15 protein-coding genes are annotated in these 16,360 nt (G+C 37.0%); 1 reads left to right on the forward strand and 14 read right to left on the reverse strand.

From position 1 onward, the window contains the following. Positions 1-53 precede the first annotated feature (53 nt). The 13 genes from B4B65_RS12325 to B4B65_RS12385 form a co-directional block, all read right to left on the reverse strand. Positions 54-2,534, reverse strand: a complete 2,481-nt coding sequence (locus B4B65_RS12325) for a hypothetical protein (RefSeq protein ID WP_293915884.1) — start codon at positions 2,532-2,534, stop codon at positions 54-56. 193 nt (positions 2,535-2,727) lie between these two features. Next, a complete protein-coding gene (locus B4B65_RS12330) occupies positions 2,728-3,492 on the reverse strand; it encodes a hypothetical protein (protein ID WP_293915885.1) in 765 nt (254 codons plus the stop codon). A gap of 1 nt (position 3,493) precedes the next feature. After that, positions 3,494-3,949: a hypothetical protein gene (locus B4B65_RS12335; protein ID WP_293915886.1), complete on the reverse strand. Its 456-nt coding sequence runs from the start codon at positions 3,947-3,949 to the stop codon at positions 3,494-3,496. Between the two features lie 32 nt (positions 3,950-3,981). Beyond that, on the reverse strand, positions 3,982-4,686 hold the full coding sequence (locus tag B4B65_RS12340; RefSeq protein WP_293915887.1) for an SMI1/KNR4 family protein: 705 nt from the start codon (positions 4,684-4,686) through the stop codon (positions 3,982-3,984). 107 nt (positions 4,687-4,793) lie between these two features. Next, positions 4,794-5,063 (reverse strand): DUF7660 family protein, encoded by a 270-nt coding sequence (locus tag B4B65_RS12345; RefSeq protein ID WP_244893025.1) that lies wholly within the window; start codon positions 5,061-5,063, stop codon positions 4,794-4,796. Between the two features lie 183 nt (positions 5,064-5,246). Next, complete coding sequence (locus B4B65_RS12350) at positions 5,247-5,627, reverse strand: hypothetical protein (RefSeq protein ID WP_059324290.1); 381 nt, start codon at positions 5,625-5,627, stop codon at positions 5,247-5,249. Between the two features lie 56 nt (positions 5,628-5,683). Next, a complete protein-coding gene (locus B4B65_RS12355; RefSeq protein ID WP_293915888.1) occupies positions 5,684-6,550 on the reverse strand; it encodes a DUF4303 domain-containing protein in 867 nt (288 codons plus the stop codon). A 387-nt stretch (positions 6,551-6,937) separates the two neighbouring features. Continuing rightward, a complete protein-coding gene (locus tag B4B65_RS12360) occupies positions 6,938-8,221 on the reverse strand; it encodes a M16 family metallopeptidase (RefSeq protein ID WP_293915889.1) in 1,284 nt (427 codons plus the stop codon). After that, complete coding sequence (locus B4B65_RS12365; protein WP_293915890.1) at positions 8,214-9,467, reverse strand: M16 family metallopeptidase; 1,254 nt, start codon at positions 9,465-9,467, stop codon at positions 8,214-8,216. Before B4B65_RS12365 ends, B4B65_RS12360 begins: the two co-directional genes overlap by 8 nt. Positions 9,468-9,486: 19 nt before the next feature. Beyond that, positions 9,487-10,383: an oxygen-dependent coproporphyrinogen oxidase gene (gene hemF, locus B4B65_RS12370; RefSeq protein ID WP_293915891.1), complete on the reverse strand. Its 897-nt coding sequence runs from the start codon at positions 10,381-10,383 to the stop codon at positions 9,487-9,489. Positions 10,384-10,391: 8 nt separating this feature from the next. Continuing rightward, positions 10,392-11,393, reverse strand: a complete 1,002-nt coding sequence (locus B4B65_RS12375; RefSeq protein ID WP_293915892.1) for an NAD(P)H-dependent glycerol-3-phosphate dehydrogenase — start codon at positions 11,391-11,393, stop codon at positions 10,392-10,394. A 300-nt stretch (positions 11,394-11,693) separates the two neighbouring features. Further along, complete coding sequence (locus B4B65_RS12380; RefSeq protein WP_293915893.1) at positions 11,694-12,233, reverse strand: SRPBCC family protein; 540 nt, start codon at positions 12,231-12,233, stop codon at positions 11,694-11,696. Positions 12,234-12,342: 109 nt separating this feature from the next. Continuing rightward, entirely contained in the window at positions 12,343-12,672 is a 330-nt protein-coding gene (locus tag B4B65_RS12385) for a Rieske (2Fe-2S) protein (RefSeq protein WP_293915894.1), read from the reverse strand. Positions 12,673-12,739: 67 nt separating this feature from the next. On the opposite strand from B4B65_RS12385, the gene ychF reads away from it, so the two are divergent. Next, positions 12,740-13,840 carry a redox-regulated ATPase YchF gene (gene ychF, locus B4B65_RS12390; protein ID WP_293915895.1) on the forward strand — a complete coding sequence of 367 codons (1,101 nt, stop codon included), beginning with the start codon at positions 12,740-12,742 and terminating at the stop codon, positions 13,838-13,840. 59 nt (positions 13,841-13,899) lie between these two features. On the opposite strand, the gene B4B65_RS12395 is transcribed toward ychF, so the two are convergent. Beyond that, positions 13,900-15,564, reverse strand: a complete 1,665-nt coding sequence (locus B4B65_RS12395) for a PNGase F N-terminal domain-containing protein (RefSeq protein WP_293915896.1) — start codon at positions 15,562-15,564, stop codon at positions 13,900-13,902. Between the last annotated feature and the right edge of the window lie 796 nt (positions 15,565-16,360).

Raw genomic sequence — 16,360 nt, forward strand, 5'->3', positions numbered from 1 at the left:
CAATTGCACTGAAATTACACTCCTGTTGCAATTGTAGAAAGACCCTGTCCCTTCTAATATTCATTTAACATCTTATGCTCCAGTTCTCGTAATTCTGCTCTGTCATTTTCCAGAAGTGCAGCTACAGATTTAAACTTATTTGTAGCTTTTAGTTTGCCATCGACTATGGTCTCTACCACAACTGTTTTGTCTGCTTGTTGTGTAATCCGGAGTCCCATTACTGGTTTTGCATGCTCATCATATTGCAGATCTCCGAGATAATTCGTTTCATTAATCGGAAAATTCTCATTAATACTCATTTCAAATACCCTGTTAAGGTCTTCCTGATTGAAGTTATCATAGAAGCGTCTAAAAACCTTGCCTAGATCCGCACTGTTTTCTACAGGAAACTGATAAAAAAGCTTACTTACCAGTGAATTACTATCTTCCTCATCAATTTGCTCATCCAGGCTATCTACTGCCATGATATATTTTTTGATCTGCTGATTATCTGCATAAAATCTGGTGATCGAATTACGGGTGCCCTCTTCAGGCATCGTAATACCACGGCTTTTTTTGATCATATCATCTTCCTTCCACAATTCAGCCACAATATTATTGTCTTTTGCAAAAGCAACAATACGCAACGGAGTAGTCATTTCTGATATCAATAGCTTATCATTGGAATATTTAAAAATAATCCGGTTGAAATAATGCATAGCAAATACATTGACATCAAAAGCTGTAACTTTTCCGGATTCATAATGCGAAGTGATAAGTGCATTTCTGTCTGCCAGTTTATAATCAGGTCCGTTTACAATTTTGCCATTGTTATATTCTGATTTACGATCATATGTATAATGCATATAATTCTCCAGCTGATCCAGCAGTTCGAAGGAATACTTATATTTTAATGTTCCTTGTTCGTAGTAACTTACCAACTGAATATTATCAATCAGCGTATCTGATTTAAAATACCCGTCAAAAGGTTTTCCATCTTTATATTCACCTACATAGGATTCCTGAGGATGCTCGGAAATGGTAAAATCGAAATATTCTATGGTTTTCATTGTATTATTGCTATAATTCTCGATTGAAGATGGGTTATCAGTATTGTATTTGGAAAATATCAGCTTCTTAACAATCGTACCATTTTCATATATTGCCTGAGTTCCATCATCTACTATAGTACCTGAAACGGGAACATCATTACGGTACTCGCTCTCAAATTCCACTGTTCCGTCTCTGTAAATCCGTCTGAATCCATCACGTTTTCCGGCTTTCATCTCATACTCTTCCTGCAGGCGTGTAGATTCCGAATCTACAAACTCCTGTTGTACACCTTCCTGCTTTCCATTTTTATAGTGTAAAAGAAAATATTCATCATTCCCGGTGTAAAAGTATCCTTCATAGGGTTGACCGTCTTTATATGTACCGGAAGCAAATATTTCCCCGGTTTCCATATTACGAGTTTCTTCCCTTCCTACCCTTTGTCCGTTGGTCAGCTGGTATGTCGTTACTTTGTTCCAGCGCTCGTTTGTAAATAAGCCATCAAATGGTTCCCCATCTTTATACTTTTGTATTGATTTCTCTTTTCCTTCCTTAAAAATGATGACTTCGGCCAGTTCTCCCTCATGGAAGGTGGATCTTCTTGTCAATTGTCCTTTCAGATTATATTCAGTTACTATTCTTCCCCCGCCTTCTCCCTGTACACGAACATCTTTTGTTTTTATAGCCAGAGCAAAACCGTTTCGTTGATAGTATGTAAACAATGTACCGGATTCATCTCCGGAGAACTCATTAATCAATTGTCCCTTTTCACTGTAATATTTACTTTTTATCAAACTTCCGTAATCTCCATACGTGTATTCACGTGCCTTTTGGCCATTTGACCAATACAAGATTTCAGTATAATTTACTTTTGCAGGACTGGCCATAACAGGTATAGGCTCTACTATGGTAGGTTCTTCACCATCAACCACTACAGCTGCGGTATCTATCATGGGCTCTGATTCTACAGCTTCAGCTTCGGCAGAATCTATCATGGGTTCAGATTCAATATTGATTTCGTCATAATAGAATTGCGGTGCATTTGGACTAAAAACACCGGACAAAACATTGTCTTCACTTATAAAACCCGTTGAAAGAACTTTGTTCTTTAGATAAACAGTGATCTTTTCTTTTTTGCCATTGCTGTTATAAACAATTTTCTGCCATATACTTCCATCAGGATGATAGTAGATTAATTCTTTTACACTACTATTATTGGCTGACTGCTTTATGTCTTTGTCGATACCCTCTTCGTCGTACCAGTAAGAATCGCCTACATAAGATTGTTCATCACTGGCAAGCGCATATCCTTGCATCTGCATACGTCCGTTTTTATAGAAATCTTGTATAAAAACGATTTCTCCTGTACGTTTCATTGGTAACAAGCGATAAAATTCATGTTTATCACGTGTGGTATGGTTCCAGTCCCTATCAAAGTATAAGGTGTCCTGAGCAAATAATACAAGTGGAAATTGTCCCAATATTATAAAAAACAAATATTTCATACTCTCTGTGAATCAGTTTTTAGTTAGAAAATATAAACAAAATAAAACAAAAACAGTTTATATTTTCTTTTGCTGGGTTGCGTTTATTGCTTTATAATCGACTTTTCTGAAGTTTTTCATCAACTTAATAAGCTCTTCTTATCCAACTTTCTATTTCTCTTACTTTTTGAAAAAAGTTGAATTTTCTATCAGATTAAGTGTATTCTAAACAAATAACTGCTTTTTTAAGCCCTTTGTCATAAAATAAAAATACTTGATCTGCCGAATTTTGTTGAAAATCATAGCCTTCCAAACATGCAATATAATCCATCAGGGTTCCGTCAGGTTTAAAGGGTTTTTCAATGAGGTTTTCACCTCCGAAATTGCATTCTTCCAAGGGGAGTGCATTGGTGTTAAGTTCTTCAAAAATACCGAAAATCTTATTTTGTAAACGTTCCTCTGCATATTCTGAGTAATTATCTTTCTCCAGATCTTCAACCGTAAGCTTACGTAAACGCTCTAAGCGACGAATGTCGTAAACCTCTAAGCCCGGTCGATTGAAATCTTTATCATAAAGCTTATTATGTTTTTGATAATATTCCTTTTTTAATTGGTACATGGCCTCATTCATGTTGTATTCAATCTCTAAATCTGAATAACTGTTTACATAATCTTCCGGAGAAATCACGGTATGTGCTGAAAAATAATTCCAATCTGCATCAAATTTGTATTTACCATCAATTACATCGAAACCAAACATATCTGCTTTGGTATATTCTGTATGGTATTCTGGTGTATCCTCTCCGACACAGCCATCGTAAATTTCCTTTACAGAAACAATGTGCAGCCATTGATCTTCTGCTGGATTCAGAAGTTTTAAATTAATTGAACAAATCGGAAGAAAATATTTTTTATGATTCTCCATGTCATCATAAAACACATCTTCATACTCCGGAAAAATCTTTATTAAATCTGTCATTTTATTTTCTTGTGATTTTTAACTGTTCTCCTTCTTTTACAAGGTCGAAAACCATTTCTTTCGATGGTTTGAAAATTTGTGTTGGTACATCACAGAAATCGGACTTGCTAATGCTGTCAACTTCCATTTTGATCTGGTTAGCTTCTGTAAAATAATACCTTCCGTGCACCTCAGTAAAGCAATCATTTCCACATTCCCAACTATCATAACTGCTGAATTTTTCTTCATCTAAAAAGTTAACAGCCTGAAAGTTGAAAATAACTGCAGTGTCAATTCTTGGAGACATATAATAAGTTTTCCCACCATCCGGAGCTATAAGTCCTCCTTCATTAACAATCCAGTTGGTATTTTTCAGATAATTCGGAAAAATCGTTTTTTTTCTTTCCGATTCTTTGCAACTGTAGAACACAACCAGCAGCGCACTCAAAATCATGAAAGCAACATTCTTTTTCATCATTGTGTTTTTTTATAATTATTCAGTCAATTACTCTATTTCCAATAATCAAATTTTATATTCAATTTTTCAAAAGCCATTTCCTGCTTAATAAGCTTTTCAAGATCGTCAAAAGTCAGCAAACCTTTTGCCTCAAATTCACTACCATTGGGTGTTTTGTAAGTATATTCAAAAATATCACGCTGGTAAAAATCCTCCAGAATTTCAACTTGTTCAGCTTTTAAATACTTACGGTGTGTCTTCAGCTGATTATGCAGGTTCTGTTTGATTTTCTCTTCAGAATCCTCATAGAACATCGAGTATTCATCTATTTCGGTTAGAGATTCCAAAAGCTGTCTGAAGATAAAATCCTGCAGATTTTTGGCTAAAATTTCAGCATCTGAATCATGACCGAAAAAAGTAATGGGAATTTCACCATTATTCTCCATATCCAATTGGAAAACAAACATATCACCAGCTCCATTTTTTGCAAAGGGAACCATCCTGTATTTTGGATTTATATCGTAGATTTCGTGGTTAATCATTTCCCTGATTCCATCACGATAAACGATTGGATCCCAAATTTCGATATCACTTCCAAACAGAAGCAAAGGCGGATTTTCTTTTAACTTCGGAAAAACATTAGCATACCAGCCGTTTCCATCAGAACCCCAATCCAGCATTTTGTCGGCATATAATTGCTTATAAAGCTCCGGATAAGTAAAGTTAAATTCTTTTTCTAAGTCTTCTAAAGTATTCATAGGCATGTTTAAACAGTTTCTCTAAATATTTCTGGTATTTCCCAGACTATAACGGTGGCTTTTTGATCAAAAATATTAGAACAAAGCTCGTTAGCATGGTGATATCTTTACTCGTAAACCTTCGCACCTTTAAAAATATCTGCAAAGGTAGACCAGTCTGGTTTGTCAGCATTTATATCGAGTTTCATATTGTTGTAATACCCCTGAACGTCTTCGGTGTATGTACTTAAAGCTTCAAGAAAATCGGGCAATGTTTTGTTTTCCCAATTTTCAGGATTGTCTAAAAGGTCCTTACGTAATAAGTCAAGAAACTTAATGAAGCTTTGCCTGTCTGTAACTTTAAAATTGTTAAGTGTATCATTCATATAATTGGCCATAATATTTTCGAGTTTTACGTTTGATCAGCATTCTCCCTGCTCGTATCCACATTACCTGTTAACATTGATTTTCAAAATTTGTCCAAAATCATCGCAATAATTTCTTGAACTGTTATACTTCCACTCCCAGGGTTTTGATGCACATAATCTGGTTTTTGTTCAAATACTTTTAAAGACCATGTTTTAATCAGTTACAATTTCATCGCTTCCAAAATCGTTTTCTATCCATCCATGAAATCCCATACACATTCCGTCTCCTTCAAGAGTATTGAGTTCTTCAACCACTTCGCCATCTTTATAAAGGACAATATTGGTTTGCAGATCCAGGCGGTAGTTTTCATTTTCCAGAGAGCCAAATATTCCGTCCATTTGCATCATCATGCCATATATGGTGTTGTCTATCGCTATTAGATGAGCTTCCCGAAGTGTGTTGTCAGCTTCTGGCGGGATTTTGCTGATAGCAGATTTCCGGATATTCTCGAATACAATATAACCTGCCCCATGCTGCATCCACAGTTCTCTGTCACGCTTATCTGATGGTGGGTTTGTAAGTTTTTTTTTCATATCATTCTAATGTATTGAAGTATCATTTTCAGCGACCAGTATTTCAAAATTTCATTCTAAATATATAAGCTATCCAATAGTTCTTTTACTTTCGTATTGCCCTCACTATTGATAGCCAATGCAGTGTTCTTTTCTACAATTGGCTCTCCCGGTATGCTTATGTAAAAAGCCATTTCTTCTACTTCATTACCATATTTTTTCACAAGTTCCTGTTTGGCAATGCGCAGAGCATCTGTAAATAACTGCAGATTTTTTTGTCGTTCGGACGCATAGTCAAATCCCTGTTGAAATAACGGTACAATATCCTTTCTGTAACGGTCTAAAAGCAATCTGGTAAAAGTATCTACACCCTCTTTTACAGCGCCTTGACTAACGCAGAAACACCATTCAGGAGCATCCCATTCTTTATTTTTATGGATTTTCTTTAAGCTTTCGGTTGTAGAAACTGCTGAATAAGCGGTAAGGCAATCATCGTCCAGTATCAAAGCAAAGGCGTACATATTTTGTTCTTTCTTACTGAAAAGCTGATGAAAAAAAACGAATTCATTTACAATTGAACTAGATAAAACAGGAAGATTCGTTTCATGCCAATTTTTAGGATTTACAGAAACAGCATCCATTTCATTGTTCTCAGGAGTCCAATATCTATTGGTGCTACAAGCTCTTTCCAGATCATCCATATCATCCTCACCAACGCTCAGTGAAAATTTAGAGGATAACAAACCTCTGATTTGTGCCAGTGTCTGATTAACTTTTTCGTTTATGATATAGTCGCTAAGTGTTTTATCATGTTTCTGAAAATTGCTGTCTTCTGCAAAATGACTTTTTATTTTATCGAGGGAAATGACAATCTGATCGAGATCGACGATTATTTTCACCGCTTCTTCTTCACTCAGTTTTATTTTATTATTGCTTTTACTCATGTTTTTCTACTTTCCAAGATTCTAAATAATACTTCTCTGTAAATTTATGTCTTAAAGATAACAAGAGATACCAGATGAAAATATCCCTGATAATGGTAGTTTTTTGATCAAATGGACATTGAATATATAAGCGGGCGCCTATTGAAGAGTATGTTGAGCCTTTGCGCTGATAAGAAATCAAAGGTTATAGTTCTTTGTAAGATATACAATGGTTTATTGAATTGCTGAACAGGTACAAGCGGACGCTTGCTTATTAGCATTAGAATGAGCCAGACAAATAATAATGCCTAGCCCAATTATTTTATTATCTTCTAAGGAGAGATCTTGATTCTTCAGAGGTTAAAACAAAATGCCTGCGCCAAAGGGAATCGAAGAATCTGTTAACTCTTAATCTTTTAATTTCCCTACTACTACTTTTATAAGGTCTTCTTTTCTAAAGTATTGCTTAGCAATTTCAAGTGCACGTTCAGATGTCATAGTCTTAACCACTTCCGCATAACGATCATAATAGTCAAGTGTCATTCCGGAGAAATATACATTTTTAAACTTATCCGCATGAGAAAATATACTTTCCAGGCTACCCAGCATAGAACCGAGCATATAATTTCTAACGACTGCTAATTCCTCTTCTTCAGCTTGCTTTGTACACAAGATATCTAACTCCTTATCAATCTCTGCTAGAGTTTGACTGGTAACGTCCGCTCCTACTTCCGAAGCAATTGTAAAAAATCCGGAAAACTTAAGACTCGCTACTGCTGAACCAATGCTATAGGTATAACCTTTCTCTTCACGGATATTACGCATCAGTCTGGATCCGAAAAAACCACCAAATAATGTATTGACCACTTGTACAGCCGGAAAGTCGGTATGCGTACGATTGATCATCGGATATCCCAGGCGTATCGCTGATTGTAATGCATCTTTCTTGTTTTCTTTGATAAGCTGACCGGCAAGCGTATTAAATACAGGTTTTTCTTGCGGAACAATTAACGTATCAGAATGCCACTCCTGTCCAAAAAGCTGACTAACACGATCTATCAATGATTCACTGACATTACCTGCGATAAACAAGGTGCAGTTATGAGGCAGAACCTGCTGATAATACAGATGCAGTAAATCCGCTCTGGTAATCGCATCATAAGCCTGTGCAGTAGGTACATTTCCGTATCGGTTATTTCCAAATACAGCAGTATAAAATAATCTCCTTGCTACAAAATCATTCTTTTGAAGGGAGATGCTTAATGTTTGTTTGTTATTCTGTATATACGTATCCAGCTCATGTTGTGGAATTGTAGCTGTAGTCAGAATCTCTTTAATAAGTGGCAACAGTTTATCCACATGCTTATTCAGGACATATAAGGTCAGACTGGTCTGATCATAACTGTACTCCGGAATAAGATAAGCACCATAAAAATCTACCTGCTCTGCAATCTGAGCACTGGAAAGATTGGCTGTCCCCTCCTTTAGCATTGCACTCAGCGTAGTATTCAATAATGGATTCTCGGACTCGTCATAGATATTATTGAAAATCCATTCCAGACGTACTAATTCCTGATCCGGATTATGAAACATAAATGTTTTAAGTCCATTATCAAATGTAAGTGACTCAGGATGGACAAGATCAATACCGGCAATAGTGTTGAATGAAGGAGCAAAAGATCTGTTAAGCATGAATAGGTTCCGGTTTAGCGTGATAAATTAGTGTGGAGGAGTTTTCTTTTCGGAAAATCTGATTTGCCTGTGTACGAACTTCATCTGCAGTTACAGTCAGATATTTCTCAATTTCGACATTGTAAAGATCTCCATCGCCAAGTAATTCGTAATAAGCCAGATTCATAGCTTTATCCAGAATAGAGAGTTCAGCAAATACTAAAGTCGATTCGATCTTATTCTTCACTTTTTCCAGTTCACCTGCACTTACTTCCGCATTTTGCAGAACTGTAAGTTGTTCCCAGATTGCAGCCTCAGCTTCCGATGTAGTAATACCTTCACTGGGTTTGCCCTCAATAACAAATAGATTGTCATCGATGCTTCCGGTGACATAGGCATTGATTTCACTGAATATCTTTTTCTCTTTAACCAGCTTACGAAACAGTCTCGAGGAAGATCCTCTGGATAATATATCTGATATCAGATCCATAGCCTGGTATTCAGGAGATAGTCTGCTGGGACCATGAAAAACCATATGTATAGCATCAACAGGAACATCGGCATCTACTTCCAGTCTGCGGGCTTCAGTCTGTACAGGTTCAGATGGCAGATTTCGGGTATACTTTACTCCGGAAGGAATATCCCCAAACCATTTATCTGTCAGCTGCTTTACCTGCGCTAAGGTTACATCTCCTGAAACCACCATAATAGCATTTTGCGGATTATAATGTTTTGCAAAAAATGCCTTCACATCTTCCATTCGAGCTTCTTCAATATGCGAAATCTCTTTCCCTATAGTTGCCCATTTATATGGATGTACCTGATAAGCAAGCGGTCTCAGTTTTAGCCAGGCATCACCGTAGGGTTGATTAAGGTAACGTTGTTTAAATTCCTCAACAACAACTTGTTTCTGAACGTCAAGACTTTGTTCTGAAAAGGCAAGACTAAGCATCCGGTCAGATTCCAGCCAAAATGCTGTCTCTATATTTGCTGCAGGCAGAGTAATATAATAATTTGTAATATCATTGGAGGTAAAGGCATTATTTTCACCTCCTACTCTTTGCAAAGGCATATCGTAATTTGGAATATTCACCGACCCGCCAAACATCAGATGTTCAAAGAGATGGGCAAATCCTGTCTGATCCGGAGATTCGTCACGTGCCCCGACATCGTATAAAATATTGACACAGGCCATTGCTGTGGTATGGTCTTCGTGTACTAATACACGAAGTCCGTTATCAAGTACAAATTTTTGAAATTTGATCATAAGTTTTTAATAATGAATATTAAACCCAGTCAATACCTTTTTTAAGTAAAGAAAGTGTTTCCTCTTCTTTTGATCCGGGCTGTGTTTTAAAATCATAAGCCCAGTTCGCCTGTGCAGGAAGACTCATCAGAATAGATTCGATACGACCGTTAGTTTCTAACCCGAATTTCGTACCGGCGTCATACACCAGATTGAATTCAACATACCGGCCTCTCCTGAGCATCTGCCAGTTTTTTTGTTCTTCTGAATAGCTTTCATGACGATGTCTGTTTGCTAATTCAGCATACACACCTGCAAAAGTACGTCCCAGATCACAGGAGAAATCAAAGATCTGTCCGTATGACATATTTGTTTTTGCAGGAGTAAGGCGGTCATAGAATACACCACCAATTCCCCGTGTTTCTTCCCGGTGGCGAATAAAGAAATAATTATCAGCCCATGTTTTAAATTCAGAATAAAAATCAGGATTGTGCTTATCACATACAGTTTTCAATGTCTGATGAAAATGTTGCGCATCTTCCTTATATACATAGTGAGGCGTCAGGTCTATACCTCCGCCAAACCATCTGGTTTGCTCATTCAGCTCGAAATACCTGATATTCATATGAATAATAGGCACTAACGGATGATTAGGATGAAGTACAATAGATACTCCTGTTGCAAAAAACTGATCATCCTCAACTCCAAAAGCCTTTTTTATAGGTTCCGGGAGTGTCCCGTGAACTGCAGAAAAGTTAACACCACCTTTTTCTATCAAATTGCCACCTTGTATAATACGGGTGCGGCCCCCGCCTCCGCCATCACGTTCCCACAGTTCTTCCTGAAATTTAGCACTACCATCCAATACTTCTAAAGCATCGGTAATTTCTTGCTGAATAGACTTATATGTTTCGGCTATCTGTTCTTTCGTTATCATGTAAAAAATTAGGTTAGAGAATCTGCTAGGGTTTTGATTGTTGGTAATGCTGGACTTTGCTGGTACAGTATTTTGTATACAGCATCACATATAGGCATTTTAAGGTCAAATTTTTGAATAATTCGCTGAATACAGGCAGAGGCATAATAACCTTCCGCTACCATATTCATCTCTAATTGAGCAGATTGAACGCTATAACCTTTACCTATCATATTGCCGAACGTACGGTTGCGGCTGAATTGGGAATAGGCAGTTACCAAAAGGTCACCTAAATAAGCTGAATGATTTATATCTCGAGGTTGAGGGTCAATGACATCCACACAGGTTTCCATTTCACGTATTGCATTAGAGACAAGGACAGCCTGAAAATTGTCTCCAAATCCCAGCCCATGACATATACCGCCTGCCAAAGCATATATATTCTTCAGCACAGCCCCATATTCCACCCCAAAAATATCAGCTGAGATAATGGTCTTGATATATCTGTTTCTTAGAAATTTAGCCATTTCTTCTGCATGGTCCAAATTTTTAGAGGCCAGCGTAAGGTAAGACAGTTTTTCCAGTGATACCTCTTCTGCATGGCAAGGACCTCCTACAACCACTATATTTTCTAACGGAACATTATAATATTCCATCAGGTATTCACCTACCACCAGATTTTCATCCGGAACAATCCCCTTAATCGCAGAGACTACAATTTTATTTTCAAAATCCTCAGGTTTTACATTTTTCAATGCCGCCTTAAGATAAGCCGCCGGAGTATTTAAAATCACAATATCTGAACGGCGGATAAGCTGGGCAGCATCAGTTGAAATTTGTTCCTCTGACAATTTAACTTCAACAGCACTCAGATAAGTAGGGTTATGCTTATATTCCAATATATATTGCAAATCTTCCGGTTTACGAACCCACCATAACACCGTTTTATCCAACAGATTATCTGTCAGCATTTTAATCATAGCTGTAGCCCAACTCCCACTGCCAATTACACCGATTTGTTTGTTTTGCATACGATTTCGTTAATTTCTTTCAAATTTAACGTTACAAATATACTCAATTAAAAACGGAAACAGTCTATTTGATGCTTTGCAGCATGAGGTCTGAAGGTGTGCAGACAAAACTTTATTGTACAGAAATATCCAAATGTTTCATATTCAACAGATAAGAGTTAAAGAGGCATAAAAGATTTCCCGGCATACCTGATGCTGTATTAAATACCTGATAAAGAAATTAAGATATGGAATGATAATTTACAAAATTACCATTCCTAAAAAATACGGCAACTGTCTCTAAAATACAGTTGGCCAATATTATTTTTCCAACTGTCCTTTTAATCTTTGCAAACCTGTTTCGAGATCTCCGCCTAACATTTTGTCAAAATCCATACACAACAATGTCAGATTCATAGGATAATCCATGTGTCCGTCAAATCCCCAAATAACCTTTGTAGATGTAGGTGAAGTACTTTCTGTGATCATATAAGCCTTATCTTTAGATTCAAATGGCTCTATAAAACGAATCTCCATATCGATACGTTCTCCTTCGGTGATCTTCTTAATTTCCTGTTCGCCCTTACCTACATCCTTTTGATCACTATCCCAGGCAGAAATAAATCCAGGCGTTCCGTCAGTTCCGGTATATGTTTTTTTCATATTGGGATCCATAGTTGCCCATTTACTGTAATAATTCTGGTTTTTGATGTATTTGATATATTCAAACACCACTTCACGAGGTTTGTTAATAACAATTTCACGTTTTACAGCATAATCTTTCTTTAAAAACAAAGCTGCGATCAATAAGATGACAACTAAAGCCAGAATAGCTAACAGGATTTTCTTTAAAATTTTCATACCGTTTATAATTTGGGGTTAGTGAGTTAAATATAAAACAAAATTTACAATGTATCAACGGTGCAAAATAAATACACAAAAATCTCAATATCAAACAAATAGCATTTGGCTAAAATAACTTTTGCCACCATTTTTTCTCCAGGCCCACAAACCACTTATCCCGCTCCTGTTTCAAAGGATATAAATTCACAAAATTACCCTGTCCGGGATCTCCTCTCCCGGTTTTAAGGGAAAAAGCATGTCTGTGATACGGACAGATTACACGCCCCTCTTCGCACCATCCGGTAGACAAAGGAGCACCCGCATGCGGGCATTTCTCCGAAAAAGCGACCCATTCACCGCCTTGCTGTGTAAGACAAAAATTCAATCCCGGAACTTTCACTAAACGTATTTCTTCCGGATTATTGAGGTATTGTGAAGGAATCTCTATCCATTGCATACTTAAATATACGATTAGTTGATTTGATTTTTCTATCTTTGTACAATTTTAAAAAACAGCACAATTCATGGCTTTACAATGCGGTATAGTTGGCCTACCTAACGTGGGCAAATCAACGTTATTTAATTGCTTGTCTAATGCGAAGGCACAGGCAGCAAATTTTCCATTTTGTACAATAGAACCGAACGTCGGAGTAATTACTGTTCCGGACGAACGTTTAAATAAACTTGCTGATCTTGTCAAACCTCAGCGTCTGGTTCCTAATACCATTGAGATCGTAGATATTGCAGGTCTGGTAAAAGGCGCTTCCAAAGGTGAAGGTCTCGGCAATCAATTCCTGGGCAATATCCGTACAACAAATGCAATTATTCACGTATTGCGTTGTTTTGATGATGGTAATGTGATCCATGTGGACGGATCTGTAGATCCTATCCGTGACAAAGAAATTATCGATACAGAATTGCAGTTAAAAGATCTGGATACTGTTGTTAAACGTATTCAGAAGGTAGAAAAAATGGCTAAAACAGGTGGAGATAAAGACGCTAAGCGTACATTTGACATCCTTTCTGTTGTAAAAGAACATTTGGAATCCGGTAAATCAGCACGTACAACACCGATAGAGAAAGAAGACTTTGAATTTATTCAGGATCTGGCTTTGTTAACTGCAAAACCTGTACTATATGTATGTAATGTAGACGAAGCTTCTGTAAATACAGGAAATGCTTATGTTGAAAAAGTAAAAGAAGCTGTAAAGGACGAAAATGCGGAAGTACTGATTATCTCTGCACAAATCGAGTCTGAAATTGCACAATTAGAAAGTTTTGAAGAGCGCCAGATGTTTCTGGATGATCTTGGATTAACAGAATCTGGTGTTCACAAATTAATCCGTGCCGCATATTCTCTGCTTGATCTGGCTACATATTTTACTGCTGGTGTACAGGAAGTCCGTGCATGGACAATTGAAAAAGGTTATACTGCACCTCAGGCAGCAGGTGTCATTCACACTGATTTTGAAAAAGGTTTTATTCGCGCAGAAGTGATTAAATATGCAGACTTTATTCAATATGGCTCAGAAGCAGCGGTTAAGGAAGCAGGTAAGCTTAGCGTGGAAGGTAAAACGTATATCGTGGAAGATGGAGACATTATGCACTTCAGATTTAACGTATAAACATATATTATAATCGAGCAAAAAAGCCTTCCCGTCATACAGGAAGGCTTTTTTGTTGCTTAATAATAGAGTAAAGCTGCGGAAACATTCCAATAGGATAAACTTGTTCCTTCGGGCTCGCCCTGAGGAATATGAACACGTATAGTATGCTCTCCGGCTTTAAGATCGCCGAGATCAATGTATATTGGATTTGTAACAGTTCCCGGACACCAGTTAGAGCGGCTTAAATCTGAAGATGACAATCCGTTTTCAAAATTTCCGGATGCAGGATTAGATAATCTGTAAGAACCACACTCTGTTCTCCAGGGTGTAAATTTGAAAGCTTGCTGACCATCTAAAAATATGGTATTTGCTTTAGGAACAAATTCATCACCTTCACCCCAGCCACCATGACCTGTAGTAATATATCGTAACTGTGCATTTTTAACATCCTGATCTAACGTAAATTTGACCTCCACTCCTTTCTCCTGATTAAACATTGTCGGATATTCCTGTCCACCCATTTCCATTACATTTGTAGTATTGAAAAGGGAAAGTACTTTTGCTCCTTCCGAAAACTGTGGTTTTCCAGGATGTATAGTCAGACGAACAGTGACTTCATGTCCTTCTTTATCATAGTTACCGATATACGTACCGATATATACCTCTTTACCTGCAAATCTTGGAAGAAGTTCAGAGATTTCCTGACGATAGCTCACACTGTCCTGCCATGTTTTACCTTTTATTTTGATATAATTAAACTGACTGACACCAAAGGGTGTAAAAAATCGCATCAGCTCCAGTACCGGTTCAAAATTAGCAGTTTGGGTCATTCCCTGATATTTCTTCCCATTACCATTCTCATATGCCGGCAAAGTATTCATTCCGTTTTTCATTCCGTCCAGAAAACTGATATCTCGATCTGCCGGAATCAGGAATACTGAACCAGTACGGTCATATGCATCTCCCTTAGCTTGCTGAATAACTTCTACAAAAGCCTGTCCTTCATTTTTTTTAAGTTCCGGTATTTTTACTTTTTTGACAATGACTGTTCCGTTTGCAAACCTCAGGATACTATCCGAACGGGTTGCATCATTAAAACGGATACGTTGCTTATAGAAAACAGGAATATCTACAAATCTGCTTTTCCATAACAAATCCCGGTACGTAAGTTCATCCACATATGAACCCGATTCCTGTAAACTGATAGCCGCAGGAATACTTTTTATTTTCTCCATCTTCGTTGCTGTTATTGCGGAATTGCCATTTCGAACCATTTCCAGTACCAGTCCCAGGTTTTGTCCTAATTCAACAGGAGACCCTTTGATTCCGGGCTCTTCCGTAAACCATAAATCGATCGTATTAGAATTAACAGAAGTAGTAGCTTTCTTAACCGTATAACCTAATATTTTTTTCGTTTCTCCTGTGATCACCAGTTTTTGCTTATCCAGCAAAGCTGAGTCTACAGTCGCGATTTCACGTCCTCCCTCAAAAGTTGAAATTTTATAATAGGCTCCGCTTTTACGATTCACAAAATAGCGCTCATAAGGAAAGCGGGCCTTACCTTCAAGGATCTGTTGACTGGTCACAGCAGTTTGATCCTTGTTTGCGTATACCAGGATCGGGCTTTGCTTCTCATGGATTTTACCATTACTGCTCCTCAGGTAAGAAATCTGATATCCTGACTCTTGCGCTAGTAAGGTTGTTGAAATAAGGAAAAGAAATAAAAAGGAATAAAATTTCATATGTAAATAATTTGATTTTCAATGGTCATATGGAATATCCAAACAATATTCATTCGTATTTGTGCAGTCTCTACTACATGGATATTTCATATGTAAATAATTTGCCTTTTAAAAGGTTATCCACTTGTCTTTGATCCAAACCGAGTATAACGAATACATAAAATGATTAGATATATTGACGCCTCTTGAGCATTTGCTAAATGGATATTGCATGGTGCTATGGTTTGAATTTCAAAAATAGGATTTTATGTAAGCGAATCAAATCTTAAGATACAATAAAATACAAAAAGAAAAAGCCTGGAAGAATCGGGCGATTTTCCAGGCTCTAAAATACCTCTTAACGAGGCAATCAACCTAAACCTAAGACGAAGTTAGAGGTAATATAATTAACTTGCAAATTTATTTTATCTTTTTGGGAAATTATCTGATGATTGTTGCTCTACAACCGGTTGTTTTATCGAATAACAATAAAATTTTTAAAAAAATAAAGGTTTTCAAACGGGGAGAATGAAAACCTTTAATAACCAATTATAAACCTAAATTATGATAGCACAAAGATAGTGTACATATTACACTATTCAAAATATTTTTTATTTTTTTTGAATTAGAAGTATATAAAATTCTTTCCGATTCTTCTGCTGAAGGTGGGGACACCTGCAGACGCCTTTTCATTTCTACACTGCAGGTACAAACACTTAAAGACGACATGTGAGATGATATTTACTAACGCACTAAGCCAAAGCTCATACCGTGTTGGTTGGCGTCCCCGCCAACTGTTTTATCTATACAATATCAA

Source organism: Sphingobacterium sp. UBA5789 (assembly GCF_002418355.1).
Lineage (GTDB): Bacteria > Bacteroidota > Bacteroidia > Sphingobacteriales > Sphingobacteriaceae > Sphingobacterium.